We start from the raw sequence: 18070 nt of genomic DNA on the forward strand, positions 1-18070 counted from the left end.
ACAGGCAACTCAGAAACACCGCTGAGCGCCTGCATTAACTTAAACCAACCGGCCTCCTCGGAAGCCGGGGCGATTCAATCCCCGCTCATAGACACGCCCCCTTCGGCATCGAATAGTTGATTATTATTAACTACAAAACATAAATTACTGTTTTGACGCCTAACAAAAAACTTAAACCCATCACTTAGCAATAAAAAGTCACATCAAACGTGAGACTCCTGCTTAAACCCATCACTCTCGGGAGTCATCGCGTTGGCTCGACTTCAGCCCCTCGGCGATTCCGCATGTAGCGCTCAGTAGTGGCAATGTTTGTGTGCCCAAGTTGCTTCTGCGCTGCGCGAATATCGCCAACATCATCAGCCTTGTCCGTACCAGCTTTCGCTCGTAGGTCACGGAACTGGTACTTTTTAGGATTGGCCAACCCCGCTTGCCCGCGCGCCTCAACAAACATTGATTGGATCGACTTCAGGCCAATACGCTGCCCTCGCTCATTCACAACAAGATAAAGACTTCGTGGATTATGGCCGATCTTTTGCTTAGATATCCGATCAAGCGTGACTTTTAGTTGCCCTGTTATTCGAATCCGAACCTTGGCATTTGTCTTTCCCTGCTGGATTATCAAGCACCCGTCCGAAATATCACACTCGCTCATCTTTAGAACGTCCGACGGGCGTTGCCCGGTCAGATATGCCAAGTCCATCGCGTCGCGTAACGGCTGTCGAGCGTGTAGGTGGATGAGGCGATACTCATCGTCCTCTATGTAGACGTCTCGCGGACGCTCCTTGTAGCCCTTAATGCCCGCGCAAGGATTCGGCTGATCCGTGTACCCCCACTCTCGAGCCTTGTTCCAGATGTGCGAAAACAGAGCCTTCTCCCGGTTCGCTCGTACCTGACCTTCCGTGCCTTTAGCCTCTTTACCGCTGGCTCGAATCGCGTCTACCGTGCTTCGCACCCGCCAATCCAGATACTGGCGAACATTGATCGGTTTGATCTCATTCAACGGGGCTGGCGGGTCATCAAAGAACGCATAGAGCTTCGCCAGCATGGCTCGGTCAACTTCGCGAGTTTTGAGCGCTTTCGTCGGTAGAACCTCCCTCTCGTATCTCTCAGCGACATAGCGGAACGTAATCAGCTTCCGATGAAGTGGTTTTGCATCCGCTTCAAACTCTGTCCATTTCCGTACCGCTTGCACGAAATCCGGGCCGAGAGGTATTTCACGTCGAGGCTTACCGCCAGCGTCGTAGTAGTAGAACACCCGTCCGCTTCTCTGCGTTCTCGCCCGCATTCCCTTCGGTAAGTTCAGATTCACGCTTGGCTTACGCCCCATGCCTTTCCCCCAGCACACGAGGCACCCATTTGGGGCTGATGACCTCACCACCAGCACCCCGCCCCTCAATAGCAACTCGCGCCACGATTGGTCTTCCGCCTGCGTTCAGAAAGAACGGAATACCCATGCGCCGAAGCATCTCCGCTTGCTTCGTTTTGATTTGCCTTCCGGTCAAGTACTGCACCTCTTCCCTAGTTAAGAATGTCTCCATCATCGATCCTCCAGCGACGTCAGTTTGTGACGCCAGCGCACACGATTGACCTAATCTCATCGCGCACATCGGGCACCCCCACTTAACTCTTTAAGAACATTTTCAACCGCCCATCAGCTGCTCACTCCCCTCTCGAACGACTTACTTGATATGTAGCCGTCTTTGCATCGAACATCTGTACCCGTGTCACGTCGCTAAGTGTTACGGATATAAATTTAGGGCGCGCTTCGCGCGCCGCCTCCGTCCTCGGCCCTGCGGGCGGTGGCGGCGCACGAAGCGCCGAACTCAACGCCATCCGCTCCACTTCGCCATTCAGGACCGCAAAACCGTGTCCAGTGAAAGTAGGCTCATCCAACGGCAACGCTCCGGCTAATGCCCGTGGCAGCACCCGCTGCTCGGTCGCGCGGGTCGCGCTGGGCCGCGCGTCAACGGCCGCGACGTTGCAGACACACCCACACTCAACCGCGGCTCCGGCAACGGCGGCGACACTCCCGACGCTAGGCGCCCGAAGTTGCCATCGGCACTTCACGCATGGTTCGCCGCAAGGTCGGTATGCGCTCAGATACATGCGAAGGCACGGCAGACGTCTTTGGCAATTTCGAGAAACACAACTTTCGAGCCGGTTTAGTGACAACTGATAGAGCATCGCAATCTCCTACCGCAGTCACAGCTACTCAGCATTGACGACGCGTAATTTGATGGTGGAGCGAATGAGACAAACGTGACAAAGGCACTCACTCGAACGCATGGAATACGTCAGACTTGCTTGTGCGAGTGCCAGCTCGAAACCGTCAGGCGTGCACGAGTTGCGTATGAAGGCGACGCTACAATGCGCAACACCGCTTCAGTTTCCATTGACGAAGCGAAGGCGAATTCCACGAGGCATTCGCCTTTAGTTGTTTGCTGGCAATGGTTCAGAACATTCACACAGACAGTGGTGTGATTCCGCGCCTGGCACATGTGTTAGCACTGGCCACGTCCTACAGCAGCTCCGTCCAAGTGCAAGGTTCTTTCGAACTTCGTGGCGTCGTGAGGATGTGCCCCACGCAACGAGGACAGTGGCTCCGCGCATCCGTGATCAGCGACACCTAACCGAGCCACCAACGCCTATAAATTAGGCTTGTCTAAATTGTGGGTTTCCATGCTTGATAGGTATTTAGGGAAATTCCGATATGCGTGAGCGTATTTGCGAGCTCATTGAGCATGTCACCAACGCAGATCGATGCTGGCGCGATATGGAGGACTTCACGGGAATTCCATCGAAGCGATGGCAGAACGTCTCCCGAGGCCTTCAACGTCCAACGTCCGAGATGATCGAGGCGATAGGCCAAGTGTGGCCCCAGTTCGCGTTCTGGCTAGTGACAGGGCGCACCGATGAATCTAGCGGGCATATCTCGCCCGCAACGGTGCGCGCGGCTCAGAACTCTGGAAAGATGAGGAAGGCAGGGTAACCGCGCCAAAGCGCTATCCACGTGCGCGCACGTTCGGACGCATTAGAGGAGACAACGATGCTCCCCTCATCGCGACGGCGTATGCCATCGAATCAATGCACTCTCCCCCTGACGCTCGTTGCTCTGAACTCACATCGGCCAGCCGCCGCAGCGCGCACCCAAAAAATAAATGAAGAAGCGCGCGCCTTCCTGCACGTATGGCCACAGCGACCATTCAGCGGGCTCAACTTGGCGCCTGCGTGGGCGCACCTGAGAAGCTCAGATCGTCATCCAATCGTTGAGTCACGTTGAGAACTTCATCGGCGAGGTCTCCCATTTGCTCGAAGTATGCGTTCGCAAATTCTTGCGGAATGGACTCGGCACTCTCCTGATTTGCGGCGACCATGCAGAGTGCGACAAGGCGTTCAGACAGGCTATGAAGTTGATCGAGGGAGTCGCGAACTGCGGGGGAAGTAGATACGAGGAATGTCATGCAATGCCTTCATGCGAACCGTTTCAATCCTGCCCCTCGCGGAACGAGAGGGGGTGGGCAGGCACTGGACTGGGGTAGCAAACCGCTGGTTTCCCGAATACACGGCACACACGAAGGTGTCCCAGTACAGGCCCGCCCGTTGAAAACGAACGCATGAGTCGGCGCACACGAAATCCGCAGGTTGTGCGGCCGTGTGCCCGGGTCTAACCAATCGGGTTGCTACGCCCGGTCACGTTTGGGACGTGACGGTTAGAGAATATTGGGCCGAGACGCGCATGACAACGACTAAGGGGCAGGACTGTACCGCACCGAGCTCTATTCGGACTCATCCCTCGAAAACTCTTGGGAAGAGTCTGACGAAATGGTTCGCAAGCTTTGCCAGGCAGCAATTTCCCTGGAAATTTCCGGCCCTCCCATTCGGCTCGGCAAGTTGGACATACGCGACTTGATGCCAATGCCCGGCCAGCTTCACGCCATGAACGCTCGGCCCCCTCCATTTGCAGATACGTTGCCTGTGATACACTTGCAAAAATGAGCATCGCCATATTGATTTATTCATACAAATCAAGAAATTACAGCATCAACCGCAGCAAGAGGAGAGCACCATGAACTTGAAGGACAAACTGACATCGTCGCTTCGCAAGCGTAGGTCGGACGTCTTCTTGCGTGCCGACTTCGCAGGGCTGGGAAGCGAAGCCCAACTCAGCCGCGCGCTGCGAGACCTCGTTGACGCCGGGGAAATTGTCAAGCTTGGGGTAGGCGTGTATGCCAAAGCCAAACCCAGCGCGCTGTCCGGCAAACCAATCCCCGTGCGCCCGGTCGAAGTGCTCGCACCGCAGGTCTTCAAGCGGCTCGGTGTTAAGACATATCCGAGCCGGTTAGTCGCGGCCTACAACGCTGGCGCCACTACACAGTTGCCCGCGAACGTTGTCATCAACACCGGTAACCGCCGAATTGCTCGCAAACTTGGGTTCGGTCGGCAATTTATTCAGTATGAGAATAATTTCGAAAGCGCAACTTGAACTAATCGACGCATTAGTCGCTGAAGAAGACCTCGGCGGTATCTCAGCAGCGATCTTAGAGAAGGACATTCACGTCACCGACACGCTGCGCGCTCTGGCTTCGCTGGAGCATAAGAACACTCGGTTGGCGTTCTGCGGCGGCACTAGCCTTTCGAAGGCACATCGCCTAATTCACCGGATGTCCGAAGACATCGACCTGAAGGTCGTGCTCTCGCCAGACACTGCACTTTCTCAAAATCAACTAAAAACGCATCTTTCAGCGCTGAAGAAGGGAGTGGCTGACTGCTTACGAAGGTTAGGTTTTGCAGAAATCGCAGATGAGGCAACTGCGCGAAACGCGAACAGGTACTTCGCCAGCGGTTGGTTATACCAGGAGCAGTACGCCACCAATACCAGCCTGCGTCCGCACCTAAAACTTGAATTTACGACTCGAACGCCGTATTTCGCAACGTCCGAGCAGCCCCTCGGATATCTCGCCTATCAGTTGGCGAACAGAGACGCATCGGAGTTCACGATGTCGTGCGTGGCTATCGAAGAGACGCTAGCGGAAAAGGTACTTTCATTCCTCCGTCGATTTGCCGAGCATCGCGCTGGCAAGAGGAACGATTGGGACGACGCATTAGTCCGCCACATCTATGATGTGTGGTGCATCGTCAAAGAAGATCCAGCCGTGGTTCACCGAGCGGCCGAGCACTTCAATGATCTAGTTGCGTTCGATCAAGGCGAGTTCACGCGTCACAAAGAGTTTTGCGAAGATCCCGCCACGTGCATGAGCGTCGCGTTGGAGACCATTGGCAACGACAAACAGACTGCCGAAGAATACGCGACGAAGCTCATCCCTCTGATCTATGGGAACGATAAACCGACCTTCGTCGAGGCGTTTGCCGTATTCAAAGACATCGCGCAGAAGCTACTCAACACGGTACCGCGTGTACACGCTTGAGGCGACACCGCATCTTTCGTGTGCGTCGACAAAACTGAGGGGACTTCGGTCCCCTTTTTCACGTCCGGCACTCTTAGAAAAAGACGTCGCGACCGCCCCTCAGACCGCAACAAACCCTGCTCCGCAACGCTTTCCCCACTTCCAATAACCATGCGGGTTTCCGGCCGATCACGTCCCGCTCGTCTCGAAGCAGAATCCAACCTAACCCACGGTTTCACAACGATTTCCCAGCCAGACTTGAAAACCGGCGAAGGGGTAACCCTTCCGTGAGTTCGAATCTCACCGCCTCCGCCAATTTGCTTGTATTGCGGCTCAACCAACACAAGCGTGTGTCACGCCGGCGCGCTCCGCAAAACCATCGGCTCACTTGGTCGTGACTAATGCAAGGTTCTTTCGAACGCCGTGACGTCATGAGAATATGCCCCGCACATCGAGGACAGTACCTCGTCAAATACGTGATCAGCGGTGACGACTAGAGCCGCAAACTCCTGTAAATTGGCCCCATCCAAATCGGAGGGTTCCATGCCTGAAAGATGTCCAAGGAGATTCCGACATGCGTAAGCGTATTTGCGAGCTCATCGAGCATGTCACCAATGCAGACCGATGTTGGCGTGATATGGAAGACCTCACGGGAATTCCGTCGAAGCGATGGCAGAACGTCTCCCGAGGCCTTCAACGCCCGACGTCTGAGATGATCGAGGCGATTGGCCATGTGTGGCCTCAGTTCGCGTTCTGGTTGGTGACAGGACGCACCGACGCAGCTAGCGGACATACCTCCCCCGCAGCGACGCACGTGGCTCAGGACGCCTGAAAGATGAGGATGGCGGGGCAACCGCGCCAATGTGCAATCCACATATGCACGCGTCCGGGACGCTTTGGCGGAGGCAACGATGCTCCTCTCATTGCGACACCTTGCGCGCTCTGGCTTCGGTGCACTGCCCCACTCCCCGCGTGTCGTCATCGGGAAAGTGGCCGGGCCGCCCCTTGCGCGGCAGTCCTTCGCCGCTGTACTGCGCGGGACAAAGCGCGTCACCGCGTCGCCATTCACCACACGTTCGACGTCTTCGCGCTGCGCCCAACTCGACCACGCGCCCCTCGGCAATCCATCGCGACTACCCGCCGTCGGGCACGTGCGCATTCGTGAATCCATACGTTCGCAGCATCCACCAGTGGCGTGAGAAATCCCAATCCTGGTCTGGCACTTTACTCGGCATCCAAAGCAGCCGTCATCTCGTCGATGCGCTCAGCCGCCATGGAATGCGCGCCACGGGGCACTCGAATCAATGCCGTCGCGCCGGGACGCGTGGTCACCGACATGATGCTTGCGTTCGGCGTCGCAGACACGTCGGGCGTTGCCGCTGCGCTGCCATTGCGTCGGATGGGCCGACCGGAAGAAGTCGCTGAAGCAGTGATCTGGCTGGCCTCGGATGAAGCTTCCTATATCGTCTGCCACGTTCTGGCTGCCGATGGTGGATTTCTGGCTTCTTAGAAAAACGCGCACGAGTGCTCGGTTGAGAGGATTCTCAGCCTGCTCCGAATCGCATCGCACTGACTTTTTTATCGTCATGTCCCCGCCCAAAAGGGCGAGAACGCCCGGATACACCACAAGTTCGAAGTGCACGCCCGAGTAAGAAGTGAAGAGGAAGCAAGACGCCAACACGAAAACAATAAGAGCTAGCTAGTTTGGCATCCTTGCGCGACATGTTTGCAACGTGACATTCGTGGAATACACACGAATTGCCCCCCCTCTCCTCCTATCTTTCGACCATATCGACCGGCGAGAGAAGTCAATAAGCTCCATCCTGTCGATCACCAACTTCAGCGAGCCTCACGCGTGCCGGGGTGATCTATTTGATTAGGGTGAAGAGCCATGTCACAGCAACACCTGGACAGCCTGCGGGCGATCGTCGGCGAAACGCACGTGCTGTGCGGCACCGATGCATTGCCATTCGAGCGCGACTATCGTGGCGTTTATTTCGGCAAGGCGCTAGGTGTGGTACGCCCTGCCAACACCCTAGAAGTCAGTTCGGTCATGGCCTATTGCCACACGAACAATCTCCCCGTCGTACCGCAAGGCGGGAACACGTCGCTGCTCGGGGGAAGCGTCCCCGACGGCATGGGGACGTCCATCGTCCTTTCGCTAGCACGACTCAACCGGGTCCGTGCGCTAGACACAGTCAATGCCACAATGACCGTCGATGCTGGCGTAACGCTTAATCAGGCGCGCGCCACTGCGGAGCAAGCGGGGGTGCTGTTCCCGCTTCGTATCGGCTCGGAAGGGAGTTGTCAGATCGGCGGGAATCTATCGACCAACGCGGGGGGAACGGCCGTCGTTCGTTACGGCAACATGCGTGATCTCGTTTTAGGACTGGAAGTCGTTCTGCCAGACGGGCGAATCTGGAACGGTTTGCGTGGTCTGCGCAAGGACAATGCCGGATACGATCTGAAGCATTTGTTCATCGGAACCGAAGGGACGCTCGGCGTCATCACCGCCGCGGTCCTGAAACTGTTCCCCGTGGCACGCTCGGTGTCCTGCGCATTTCTCGGCCTGCAGACGCCCGAGGATGCACTGGCTGTCTTCAGTATGTTGCGTCGACATCTCGGTACCGATGTGACAGCGTTCGAACTGATCTCGTCCGACGCGATGACACTCGTGCTGTCCCACCTGACAAATCGATCCTCACCGCTGGCCGATACCCACCCCTGGTACGTGCTGGTCGAAACATCGTCGAATGCCGACCAGACCGATGCAGAAGCCCAGTTGCTCGCAGCCCTGTCCGACGCGATGGACCTTGGCCATGTGACCGACGCCGCGATGGCTGCGAACGCTCGTCAAGCCGCAGAGTTCTGGCTGATCCGGGAGGAAATCTCCGATGCCCAAACGAAAGCGAGAGGTAGTGTGCGCTGCGACATTTCCGTGCCATTGTCGTCAATTCCCGAGTTCATTCGCGAGACCACAATCAAAGTGCGATCTATCGCACCGGAAGCGCGCATGATTGTCTACGGGCATATCGGCGACGGAAACGTGCATTTCAATCCGTTGCGTCCGAACCATACGTCAGCAGACACGTTCGTCGCCACCCACGGCAATCACATCGCAAGCGTCATCGATCATGCGGCGAGCGCGCTGGACGGTTCGATCTCGGCCGAGCACGGTATCGGTGTTGCCAAACGCGACGCGCTTGGATCTGTTCGCAGCCGCGAGGAACTTGAAATTTCCTGGGCGATCAAGCGGGCGCTGGACCCTTTCAACCTTCTGAACCCTGGCAAGGTGCTGCCCACTTTGTCAAAGTGATCCAGGCGAGGCGCCCTGCGTGCCAACCTGGCCCATTTCACTCAAATCCTGCGATTCTCTCTGAAAAAATCTGTCGCAGAAATTCTCTGACTAGGAGCGATGATGAAGCTGACCGACTTTAAAGCACTCACTTTCGATTGTTACGGAACGTTGATCGACTGGGAAACCGGCATCTACAACGGATTGCTCCCCCTGATCGAAAAGGCCGGCAAAGCCGGTGCGTCGCGAGACGAGATTCTGGAAATCTATGCCCGCCATGAGGCCGACCAGGAGCTCCGCACGCCGGCACTTGCCTACTCCACGCTGCTGGGCGTGGTGTATCGACGCCTCGCCAACGAATGGAACATGGGTGTCACAGACGAAGAAGCCAACATTTTCGGCGCGTCCGTTCCCGATTGGCCCGCCTTCCCTGATTCGGTCGATGCATTGAAATATCTGAAGCAGCATTTCAAGCTTGTGATCCTGTCGAACGTCGACCGTTTGTCTTTCCGCGGCAGCAATACACGTCTTGCCGTCGAATTCGATGCGATCTACACAGCTCAGGATATCGGCTCGTACAAGCCGAGCCCGCGCAACTTTGAATACATGCTGGGACGTCTGGAGGCCGATTTCCGGATTGGCAAGCAGGACGTGCTGCATACGGCTCAGAGCCTGTTCCACGACCATGCCCCGGCCAACGGCTTTGCGCTTGCGTCGGCATGGATTGACCGCCGTCATGCGGATTCCGGCTGGGGCGCCACGATGGCTCCGCCCGGAACGCCCAGGTACGATTTCCGCTTCGAGAGCATGGCTGCTCTGGCAGACGCCCACAAAGCGGAGCTGGCTCGCTAACTTGTTTCATCGGAGGGGTCTCGTCTGTTCAGACGTCAATCCAGAGGCCCCTCCCCCTCCTTTTCCCTTTCGCTCGCGTCACGCGGCGGGCATGCCACGCCTGCCGACATAAACGTAGGACGGTACAGTTCAACATGATCCCCCTGAAAGATCCCTCGCTGTTCCGGCAGCATGCATACGTCAACGGCCAGTGGTTGCCATCGCAATCGGGAGAGACGTTGCCGGTCAACAACCCGGCGACGGAACGTCCCATCGGTACGGTGCCCAACTGCGATGCAAACGACACACGCACGGCTATCGACGCCGCATCCCGTGCATTGCCCGCCTGGAGCGCATTGACCGCCCATGAGCGCGCTGCCAAGCTCCGCGCGTGGCACGACGCGATGATCGCGAACGCCGACGACCTTGCCATGCTCATGACGCTTGAGCAAGGCAAACCGCTTGCCGAATCGAAGGGCGAGATTCTGTACGGCGCCTCATTCGTGCAGTGGTTCGCCGAAGAGGGCATTCGTGCTTATGGCGAGACCATTCCGGCGCAGCAACCCGGACGGCGGATCATCGTGCGCAAGATGCCGGTGGGTGTCTGCTCCGCCATCACGCCGTGGAACTTCCCCAATGCGATGATCACGCGTAAGCTCGCGCCTGCACTGGCGGCTGGCTGTACGGTCATCGTGAAACCGTCGGAACTCACGCCGTACTCGGCACTCGCGCTAGCCGTACTGGCCGAACGAGTCGGCATCCCGGCCGGCGTCATCAATATCGTGACAGGTTTGCCGCAGGGCATTGGCGGCGAGCTGACCGCCAACCCCACGGTGCGCAAACTGACATTTACCGGATCGACTCAGGTCGGCAAGCTGCTACTGCGCCAGTGCGCCGACACGGTCAAGCGTGTGAGCATGGAACTGGGCGGAAACGCTCCCGTGATCGTGTTCGACGATGCCGATCTGGACAAAGCGGTGACGGGCGTAATGCAGAGCAAGTTTCGCAACAGCGGCCAAACGTGCGTCTGTGCCAATCGGATCTATGTGCAATCCGGGATTTACGACGCATTCCTCGAACGACTCAACCAAGCAGTCACTCAACTTCGCGTGGGACGCGGAACCGATGACGGCGTGACCATTGGGCCGCTGATCAATCAGGCAGCCGTCAAGAAGGTGTTTTCGCACATCGACGACGCTGTAGCCAAAGGGGCAACCGTCGCCGTCGGCGGCCATTCGTCCGCACTGGGCGAGCAGTACGTCGAGCCCACTATCCTGAGCAACGCGACGGACGACATGCGAATCGCAGCCGAGGAGACCTTCGGTCCCGTAGCCGCGCTGTTCAAATTCTCGAGTGAGTGTGAAGTCATCGAGCGAGCAAACAATACGCCGTATGGACTGGCGGGCTATCTGTTCTCGCGAGATCTGGCACGCATCTTCCGCGTCGGTGAAGCGTTGGAGTACGGCATGGTCGGGATCAACACCGGTGTCATCTCTTCCGCAGTTGCCCCCTTCGGCGGCGTCAAGGAATCCGGATTGGGGCGAGAAGGGTCACACCACGGCATCGATGAGTTTCTGGAAACGCAGACATTGCACTTGGATATCGCGTAGGGAAAGGGCGCCTCGGCGCCCTTCTTTTCATCCAACACCTCGCGCTGCCCGGCTCATCGCTCCGTCATGATTTTGTATAACGCGACCGCCACCTGAATCTCGAACCGGCACTCCTGCGACTCCAACGTCGTGCCCAACATCGATTCGATGCGCTCCACTCGGTAACGCAGCGTGCTGATATGCACACTGAGACGGCGAGCCGTATTCGCAAGCTGAAACCCTTCAGCGCAAAGCGCTTCCACCGTCTCCATGAGCGCCTCGCCCTTCTTGTCGGCTAATAGCGGCCCAAGGCGGCTTTCCACGAACAAGGCTCGCGCACCGGCATCTCCCATCAGGGCTCTCGGAAACATCACCTCGTGGAAATGATGCACTTTTCCGGGCTTCAGCAACGGGAGCAGAGACTGGACGTCCTCGCCCCCCTTCGCCATGCCGATCACGCCGGTGTGCTCCCGACTCACGGCCAGCGCGGCCCCGCGGCTGCCAAGCACGCGCCATAGCGGTTCCGGCTCCAGATGCGAGGCGAGGAAGAACGTGATCTGATTTAACGAGACCAACACGAGCGCCGACTGTTCGACACCCTCCAGATACTTGCGGAGTCTATCGACCCATCGCTCCCGGCGTAGAAAACCTTCACGGGACAGCGGAAGAGGTTCATCGAGAAGCACCAGACACACCCGATAACTACCCGTTGGATCCCACCCGCTGAGCCGCGCACGCTCAAGTGCCGAGGGCGTCTCTTCGAACTTTCCTTCCAGCAGCGTTCCAACTAACGCGTACCCCAACCGCTCTTCCTGCAAATGCAGCGCGTGCATGTGGGCGAGGTGCAATGCACCGATGATCGAAGCGTGCTCGGTCGCACGAATATCGAGCTCACCCAGCGCTTCGTCTCCCTCGTCGACGAAAACAATCGCCGCGATCTCGCCACGAATGCGGATCGGGCAACCCAAGCGTCTGGGCACGTCGACTTCCGGCTGGGGGTCAATGAGAATCGGACTGACGCTGTCCTGAATCCGGCGCAGGATGATGCGATTGTGGAGCAATCGCATATAGTTTCGCTCCCGCTCTCCGACATCCACTGCCGCGCTCCTGGCTTCGCTGGTTCCCAGGGTCAGCCCGTCGGGATCCACGAAATTGACCGACCTGTTCAAGAGTCCGCCAAGGGAAACAGCGAGATCGCTTAGCGTATTGGCGGTCAGCGCTGCATGCGTGAGTGCCCGATGAATTTCATCGGATCGCTGGATCAGTTCGCCCTGATCTCGAATAATGCTCGCATGTATCTCCTCCGTGATCGTACGGAAAGGGACGTCCCAGTCGATTTCCAGCAACGGCAGTCCGACTTGGTTGGCTTCTTCAATCGAGGCGTTCGGGAAGTGCGCGAGAAATTTCGGAACCGCCAGTACGACACCGGCCAGTCCGCGCTCTGCTAGCGAGCGGATCAATGCGCGCTGAGACGGGTCGTCCTCGGGCCAGTTGTAGCCGGTGGAAAGGAGTAGCTGCCCGCGCTCCACCCATGCCGCAATATCGGGATGGTCCACGATATGCACCCAAGTGATTTCAGTGCCAATGCCGCCCTCGCCGGCAACGACTCTGGCGTTGCGCAGGACAGTGTCCTCAAGTGCCATCGAGATGTTCATAGTGTTTCTCCAACACGATGACAAACGGGTCGATTCGCGCGATGCCACGCGAATCGAAATACTCATACGTCCAGAATCGCATGTGCGAAGGAGCACATGTCGATGAATCGGGCGTCCGGCACGGCGACGGCCCGGGGCACGGCGCCATACCCCGGGCGCCCCTGACGCCGATCGATCCAGACAGTCTGCAACCCTACTGCCTGCGCGGGAACATGGTCGTGAAAAAGACTCTGTGCGACGTGAAGGATCTCGCTACGAGGCGTTTGCATTCGCCCCAACGCCACATGGAAATTGTTAAGGGAAGGCTTGTAGCTACGCGTTTGCTGGGCCGTTACAACGTAATCGAACTCAACCCCGAGATGCTTGTTGGACAACGCGAAGAACTCGTCGTCGCCGTTCGTAATGATGGCCAGACGGAAGCGACGTTGCAACGCCAGGAGCGCATCCCGAGAGTCCGGAAAAGGTGGCCAGTCACCTACCGAATGTGAAAATTTCTCGAGTTCATGTTCATCAGGCACAAACCCGAGATCTTTGGCAATACGGTTGAGTGCCTCCTCGAGTATTTCCCGGTAAGTCAGGTACGGCCCGGCTTCCAATGCCGACTCATGCCACGCGTATTTCTCGAGCAGTGCGTCACTGGCGAGCGCATGCCCGTGAGCCCTCAGTATTGGATCAAGTGCGTCGACAATCCCGGTTTCCCAGTCGATCAATGTGCCATACATATCGATCGTCAAAACAGTTTTGTCGGAAAATCGCCTTGCAATATCGCTTGTCATGATTCGCCTTGACTGGCAGTCGCGGGCCGGGATTCCTCAAGCGTTCCGGGCTTTCGCAATGGCGGCGTCGAGAATACCGATGGCATCCCGGGCATCTTCGTGCGAGGTGGTGAGCGGCGCAAGCAGGCGCACATTATTGCGGTGCACGCCACACTTGATCACCAGCAAACCAGACTCGCGACACCCGTCGATCACGCGCTGTGCGAACACCGCGTCGGGTTGCATCGGATCGCCCTGTTTGACAAATTCGAGCGCAAGCATGGCCCCCACACCCCGGATAGTACCAATCTCCGAGTGCTTGTCCGCAAGCGTTTCGAGTCCGTCGCGCAAAACCTCCGCGAGTCCACGAGATTGCGCCAACAACCCTTCGTTTTCGAACAAATCCAATACGGCAAGCGCCGCGGCACATGCGAGCGCATTGCCTGCGTATGTGCCGCCGAGACCGCCCGGCTCGGGCGAATCCATCATCTCGGCTCTGCCCACCACCCCGGAAATCGGGAACCCGCCGGCCAAACTCTTGGCCACCGTCACGAGATCGGGTTGGATACCGGCTTGCTGAAACGCGAACAACTCGCCCGTGCGGCCGAATCCAGTCTGAATTTCGTCCGCGATCAGGACAATGCCGTGCCTGGACGTCAGACTGCGCAGCTTTTGCAGAAACTCGTCACCCGCGGGAAGGAACCCTCCGTCACCCTGCACCAACTCCAAAATGACCGCAGCAACACGATCCGGTGCGATCTGGGTTGCAAAGATGTCTTCGATGGCCTGAATAGCGTCGTCGGCTGAGAACCCGCGATACGGGTCCGGATACGGCGTGTGGTAAACGTCGCCAGCAAACGGACCGAAATTCTGCTTGTAAGGGGTGCTCATCCCGGTCAAAGACATGCCAAGAAGCGTGCGGCCGTGAAATCCACCGCGGAACGCAATAACGCCAGGTGCGTTGCGATAGGAGCGAGCAATCTTCACCGCGTTCTCGACCGCTTCGGCGCCCGTGGTGAAAAACACACTCTTGTATGGTTCGCCATTCCCGATCAGCTTATTCAGGCGTTCCGCGAGTTCGATATACACGTCGTATCCAGCCACCTGAAACGCTGCGTGGGTCACACGGTCGAGCTGCGCCTTGACCGCAGCCACGATCTTCGGATGATTGTGACCAACGTTCATGACGCCGATGCCGCCCACAAAATCCAGGTAACGACGACCGTTCACGTCCCAGACATACGAGCCTGCGGCCCGCTCGACGAAAAGGGGGTGCGCCGTCGCAACGCCTCGTGCGACATGTTGAGCGCGTGCAGAAACAAGCGCGTCGTGTTTGCTGGTGTTCGACATGGTTATCCTCGGTCCGATGCTCGGTGGCCTGACTGGCCGGATACGCTCACGATGAGCTTCCGAGGCATATTAGGTCTCCGGGCACAAGCCGCTCTACCTACAACAGATAGGAATTTCCCCCGCCAATCTTCTACATCGAACAACGCAAAGACTACCCACTTGCCGAGCGTCGCCAACGTCATTCGTCTTTCGCGATCCGACGAACGTCCAGTCCACGTCGCGACATTCCGTGCCGCCACTGGAAAACCCTGAAAAATCCTATTTCCGCTGCGACTCGGAGCGAAAGGCTTCCGGCATAACGTAGATAGGAATGCACTTATTGGCGCTATTGAATGGAAGTCAGCTCGCAAACAGGGCAACACCGGAGGAGCCGCTCTCTTGGCTTCCCCGCCGTTCAATTCACCAAATGGGTATTCGCAATGGAGATCACAGCGACAACTGTGCCGAGCACCGCAGACGAGGCAAAACGCCGTCGTCGAGCCATCACGGCGACGATTCTGGGTAATGGGTTCGAGTGGTTTGACTTCATGGTCTATGGATTCTTCGCCATCACCATCGGTCAGCTTTTTTTTCCAACCGGCGATGATCTGACATCGCTCCTGCTGTCGGTCGCCACGTTTGGCGTCGGCTTCGTGGTACGCCCCTTCGGTGGCATTCTGATCGGTATGTATTCCGATCGCGCAGGGCGAAAAGCAGCGCTTTCACTGACGATTCTCCTGATGGCTGGGGGCACCGCGCTTATCGGACTGGCCCCGACCTACGAACAGATCGGCATCGCCGCGCCAATCCTCATCATCCTCGCGCGTTTGATGCAGGGGTTCTCCGCCGGTGGCGAGATGGGCAGCGCCACCGCGTTTCTCACCGAACATGCGCCGAATGACAAGAAAGGCTATTACTCGAGCTGGATTCAAAGCAGCATCGGTTTTGCCGTCGTGCTGGGCGCGCTCGCGGGCACTTTGCTCACGCTTTACCTGACGCCGGAGGCCATGAAATCGTGGGGATGGCGCGTGCCCTTCCTGCTTGGCATTCTGATCGGACCCATTGGCTTTTATATCCGTCGCGGTGTCGATGAGACGCCCGCGTTTCTTGCCAATCAAGGCAAGGTCAAGAAGCCGCTTTCCGAAGTCCTCACCACGCTGCCGCGGGAGACATTGACTACGTTTTCGATGGTGATTCTCTGGACGGTCTGTATCTACGTGCTGCTGTTTTACATGCCGACGTACGCCGTCAAAACGCTCAAAATGCCGCAGTCCATGTCGTTCATTGCCGGCGTGATCGGCGGGCTCATCATCACAGTCCTGTCTCCGTTTGTCGGCGCATGGTCCGACCGAATTGGTCGCAAGAAGCTTCTCGCATGTAGCTCCGGCGGCATTCTGCTGATCGCATATCCGATGTTCGCGCTGATCGTTTCCCACCCGACACAGATGAATCTGGTCATCTTCCAGGCCGTGTTCGGCGTTTTGATCGCGGGGTACACCGGCCCAATCCTCGCCGCATTCTCGGAGATCTTCCCCTCGCGCGTACTTTCGACCGGGCTTTCTGTCGCCTACAACATCGCGGTCATGACATTCGGCGGATTTGCATCGCTGATTCTCACATGGCTGATCGCAACGACCGGCAGCGCAATGGCGCCTGCCATCTACGTTATCGCCGCCGCTGCGGTCAGCTTCCTTGGCGTCACGCTCGGATTTCGCGATCGCAACTGAATTTCCATGCTCCCCAATAACAGCAAGACCACCGGAGGTATCTTGATGAAATTTCGTCTCTCGTTAATCAGCGTCGGCGTCGCACTTGCATCGCTCAGCACGGCATCTGCGTTTGCGCAAGTTCAGGAAATCAAGCTGGGTTTTGCCGGTCCCCTGACCGGCGCTCAGGCGCAGTACGGCAAGGACATGCAAAATGGCATCGTGCTCGCCATCGAAGATTTCAACGGTACCCATCCCAAGATCGGTGGCAAGGACGTGAAGTTCGCGCTCGAGTCGGACGACGATCAGGCAGACCCCCGCGCCGGTTCTCTGGTCGCTCAGCGGCTGGTCGACAACGGCATCAAAGGTATGCTCGGGCACTTCAACTCCGGCACCAGCATCCCGGCGTCCGCCGTTTATAACCGTGCGGGCATACCGCAAATCGCGATGGCCACCGCGCCGGAATATACGCGGCAAGGTTTCAAGACGACGTTCCGCATGATGACTTCCGACACCCAACAAGGCAGTGTGGTAGGTGCATACGTCGTGAAAAAACTCGGGGCGAAGCGCATTGCCATCGTGGACGATCGCACCGCTTATGGGCAAGGACTAGCCGATGAATTCGAGAAAGCCGCCAAAACGGCAGGCGGCAACGTGATACGCCGCGAGTTCACCAGCGACAAGGCTGTTGACTTTAAGGCGGTGCTGACCAATCTCAAACGCCTCAATCCGGACGTAGTTTTCTACGGCGGTGCAGAGGCGCAATCCGCGCCGATGGTTCAGCAAATGCGCGAACTGGGCATGCAGTCTGTGCTGGTGTCTGGAGAAATGTCCAAGACAGACAATTTCATTCGTCTTGCTGGCAAAGCATCCGAGGGGACGATTTGCTCACTGGCGGGTTTGCCTCTCGAACAAATGCCCGGTGGCCCCGCGTACAGCCAGCGCTATCAGAAGCGTTTTAGTAGCCCGGTGCAGACGTACTCGCCTTACGCCTACGACGGCGCAATGGCCATGATGAAGGCAATGGTGCAGGCAGGCTCATCGGAGCCCGCAAAGTACTTGCCCGCGCTTGCAGCCTCATCATTTACCGGGGTAACGTCTCAGCGCATCGGCTACGACGCTCACGGCGATCTCAAGGAGGGCGGCATCACGATGTACAAGGTGGTCGGCGGTAAGTGGCAACCGCAGGAGAGCATCGCGGGCAAGTAGCGCACGTTCGCCGAGCCAAACCAACGGATCTCGGCGGCTGTCCCGTGTAACCATGAAAATGGCCCCGACTTCGGGGCCATTTCTCTTTATCAACTGATGGTTAAGCAGTGTCGCCAACAGCTCGATTCACTCTCACTCCCCGACTCATTCCCCGAGGTAGGCGGCACGCACCTTAGGATCGTCAAGCATATCCTTCGCGTCACCGGTCATGGTGACCAACCCGCTGTCCATCACGTAGCCACGGTGTGCCGCTTGCAGCGCCAGACGCGCGTTCTGCTCCACGAGCAGCACCGTCA

Annotated in this window: 15 protein-coding genes and 1 pseudogene; 9 read left to right on the plus strand and 7 right to left on the minus strand. The window is 57.7% G+C overall.

The window, feature by feature from the left end:
• Positions 1-244: 244 nt before the first annotated feature.
• The 3 genes from PAN31117_RS26535 to PAN31117_RS26550 all read right to left on the minus strand — a co-directional run bounded on the left by PAN31117_RS26535 (position 245) and on the right by PAN31117_RS26550 (position 3461).
• Positions 245-1255, minus strand: a complete 1011-nt coding sequence (locus PAN31117_RS26535; RefSeq protein WP_246189269.1) for a tyrosine-type recombinase/integrase — start codon at positions 1253-1255, stop codon at positions 245-247.
• Between the two features lie 61 nt (positions 1256-1316).
• Positions 1317-1607, minus strand: a complete 291-nt coding sequence (locus tag PAN31117_RS26540; protein WP_306440210.1) for a DUF4224 domain-containing protein — start codon at positions 1605-1607, stop codon at positions 1317-1319.
• A gap of 1605 nt (positions 1608-3212) precedes the next feature.
• Positions 3213-3461, minus strand: coding sequence for a hypothetical protein (locus PAN31117_RS26550; RefSeq protein ID WP_150740832.1), 249 nt, complete (start codon positions 3459-3461; stop codon positions 3213-3215).
• Between the two features lie 605 nt (positions 3462-4066).
• Here PAN31117_RS26550 and PAN31117_RS26555 point away from each other — a divergent pair.
• The 7 genes from PAN31117_RS26555 (at position 4067) to PAN31117_RS26585 (ending at position 11141) form a co-directional block, all read left to right on the plus strand.
• On the plus strand, positions 4067-4483 hold the full coding sequence (locus PAN31117_RS26555; RefSeq protein WP_150740833.1) for a DUF6088 family protein: 417 nt from the start codon (positions 4067-4069) through the stop codon (positions 4481-4483).
• Positions 4455-5426 carry a nucleotidyl transferase AbiEii/AbiGii toxin family protein gene (locus PAN31117_RS26560; RefSeq protein WP_150740834.1) on the plus strand — a complete coding sequence of 324 codons (972 nt, stop codon included), beginning with the start codon at positions 4455-4457 and terminating at the stop codon, positions 5424-5426. The genes PAN31117_RS26555 and PAN31117_RS26560 overlap by 29 nt, the downstream gene beginning before the upstream one ends.
• A gap of 553 nt (positions 5427-5979) precedes the next feature.
• On the plus strand, positions 5980-6237 hold the full coding sequence (locus PAN31117_RS26565) for a DNA-binding protein (RefSeq protein ID WP_150740835.1): 258 nt from the start codon (positions 5980-5982) through the stop codon (positions 6235-6237).
• Positions 6238-6600: 363 nt separating this feature from the next.
• Entirely contained in the window at positions 6601-6915 is a 315-nt protein-coding gene (locus tag PAN31117_RS26570; RefSeq protein ID WP_246189270.1) for an SDR family NAD(P)-dependent oxidoreductase, read from the plus strand.
• A 381-nt stretch (positions 6916-7296) separates the two neighbouring features.
• Positions 7297-8721, plus strand: coding sequence for an FAD-binding oxidoreductase (locus tag PAN31117_RS26575; RefSeq protein ID WP_150740836.1), 1425 nt, complete (start codon positions 7297-7299; stop codon positions 8719-8721).
• Between the two features lie 102 nt (positions 8722-8823).
• Complete coding sequence (locus tag PAN31117_RS26580; protein ID WP_150740841.1) at positions 8824-9552, plus strand: haloacid dehalogenase type II; 729 nt, start codon at positions 8824-8826, stop codon at positions 9550-9552.
• 134 nt (positions 9553-9686) lie between these two features.
• Complete coding sequence (locus tag PAN31117_RS26585; RefSeq protein ID WP_150740837.1) at positions 9687-11141, plus strand: NAD-dependent succinate-semialdehyde dehydrogenase; 1455 nt, start codon at positions 9687-9689, stop codon at positions 11139-11141.
• A 53-nt stretch (positions 11142-11194) separates the two neighbouring features.
• Here PAN31117_RS26585 and PAN31117_RS26590 read toward each other — a convergent pair whose 3' ends face one another.
• The 3 genes from PAN31117_RS26590 to gabT all read right to left on the minus strand — a co-directional run bounded on the left by PAN31117_RS26590 (position 11195) and on the right by gabT (position 14880).
• Positions 11195-12775: a PucR family transcriptional regulator gene (locus PAN31117_RS26590; RefSeq protein ID WP_150740838.1), complete on the minus strand. Its 1581-nt coding sequence runs from the start codon at positions 12773-12775 to the stop codon at positions 11195-11197.
• A gap of 62 nt (positions 12776-12837) precedes the next feature.
• A complete protein-coding gene (locus PAN31117_RS26595) occupies positions 12838-13551 on the minus strand; it encodes a haloacid dehalogenase type II (protein WP_150740839.1) in 714 nt (237 codons plus the stop codon).
• A 36-nt stretch (positions 13552-13587) separates the two neighbouring features.
• Positions 13588-14880, minus strand: a complete 1293-nt coding sequence (gabT, locus tag PAN31117_RS26600; protein WP_150740840.1) for a 4-aminobutyrate--2-oxoglutarate transaminase — start codon at positions 14878-14880, stop codon at positions 13588-13590.
• A gap of 419 nt (positions 14881-15299) precedes the next feature.
• Between gabT and PAN31117_RS26605 the strand changes: the two genes are divergently transcribed.
• Positions 15300-16586 (plus strand): MFS transporter, encoded by a 1287-nt coding sequence (locus tag PAN31117_RS26605; protein ID WP_150740842.1) that lies wholly within the window; start codon positions 15300-15302, stop codon positions 16584-16586.
• Positions 16587-16631: 45 nt separating this feature from the next.
• The gene (locus PAN31117_RS26610) at positions 16632-17774 is read left to right on the plus strand and encodes a branched-chain amino acid ABC transporter substrate-binding protein (RefSeq protein ID WP_150740843.1); all 1143 of its coding nucleotides are present in this window, start codon (positions 16632-16634) and stop codon (positions 17772-17774) included.
• 144 nt (positions 17775-17918) lie between these two features.
• Here PAN31117_RS26610 and PAN31117_RS26615 read toward each other — a convergent pair.
• A pseudogene (locus PAN31117_RS26615) lies at positions 17919-18070 on the minus strand (ABC transporter ATP-binding protein); the annotation flags it as partial.

This window comes from Pandoraea anapnoica (genome assembly GCF_902459765.1).
Classification (GTDB): Bacteria; Pseudomonadota; Gammaproteobacteria; order Burkholderiales; family Burkholderiaceae; genus Pandoraea; species Pandoraea anapnoica.

Coding starts and splice junctions, on each gene's coding strand:
- PAN31117_RS26540 (WP_306440210.1), bottom strand. CDS start 1,607: ATGTGCGCGATGAGATTAGGTCAATCGTGTGCGCTGGCGTCACAAACT.
- gabT (WP_150740840.1), bottom strand. CDS start 14,880: ATGTCGAACACCAGCAAACACGACGCGCTTGTTTCTGCACGCGCTCAA.
- PAN31117_RS26580 (WP_150740841.1), top strand. CDS start 8,824: ATGAAGCTGACCGACTTTAAAGCACTCACTTTCGATTGTTACGGAACG.
- PAN31117_RS26585 (WP_150740837.1), top strand. CDS start 9,687: ATGATCCCCCTGAAAGATCCCTCGCTGTTCCGGCAGCATGCATACGTC.
- PAN31117_RS26560 (WP_150740834.1), top strand. CDS start 4,455: ATGAGAATAATTTCGAAAGCGCAACTTGAACTAATCGACGCATTAGTC.
- PAN31117_RS26575 (WP_150740836.1), top strand. CDS start 7,297: ATGTCACAGCAACACCTGGACAGCCTGCGGGCGATCGTCGGCGAAACG.
- PAN31117_RS26590 (WP_150740838.1), bottom strand. CDS start 12,775: ATGAACATCTCGATGGCACTTGAGGACACTGTCCTGCGCAACGCCAGA.
- PAN31117_RS26565 (WP_150740835.1), top strand. CDS start 5,980: ATGCGTAAGCGTATTTGCGAGCTCATCGAGCATGTCACCAATGCAGAC.
- PAN31117_RS26605 (WP_150740842.1), top strand. CDS start 15,300: ATGGAGATCACAGCGACAACTGTGCCGAGCACCGCAGACGAGGCAAAA.
- PAN31117_RS26595 (WP_150740839.1), bottom strand. CDS start 13,551: ATGACAAGCGATATTGCAAGGCGATTTTCCGACAAAACTGTTTTGACG.
- PAN31117_RS26550 (WP_150740832.1), bottom strand. CDS start 3,461: ATGACATTCCTCGTATCTACTTCCCCCGCAGTTCGCGACTCCCTCGAT.
- PAN31117_RS26610 (WP_150740843.1), top strand. CDS start 16,632: ATGAAATTTCGTCTCTCGTTAATCAGCGTCGGCGTCGCACTTGCATCG.
- PAN31117_RS26555 (WP_150740833.1), top strand. CDS start 4,067: ATGAACTTGAAGGACAAACTGACATCGTCGCTTCGCAAGCGTAGGTCG.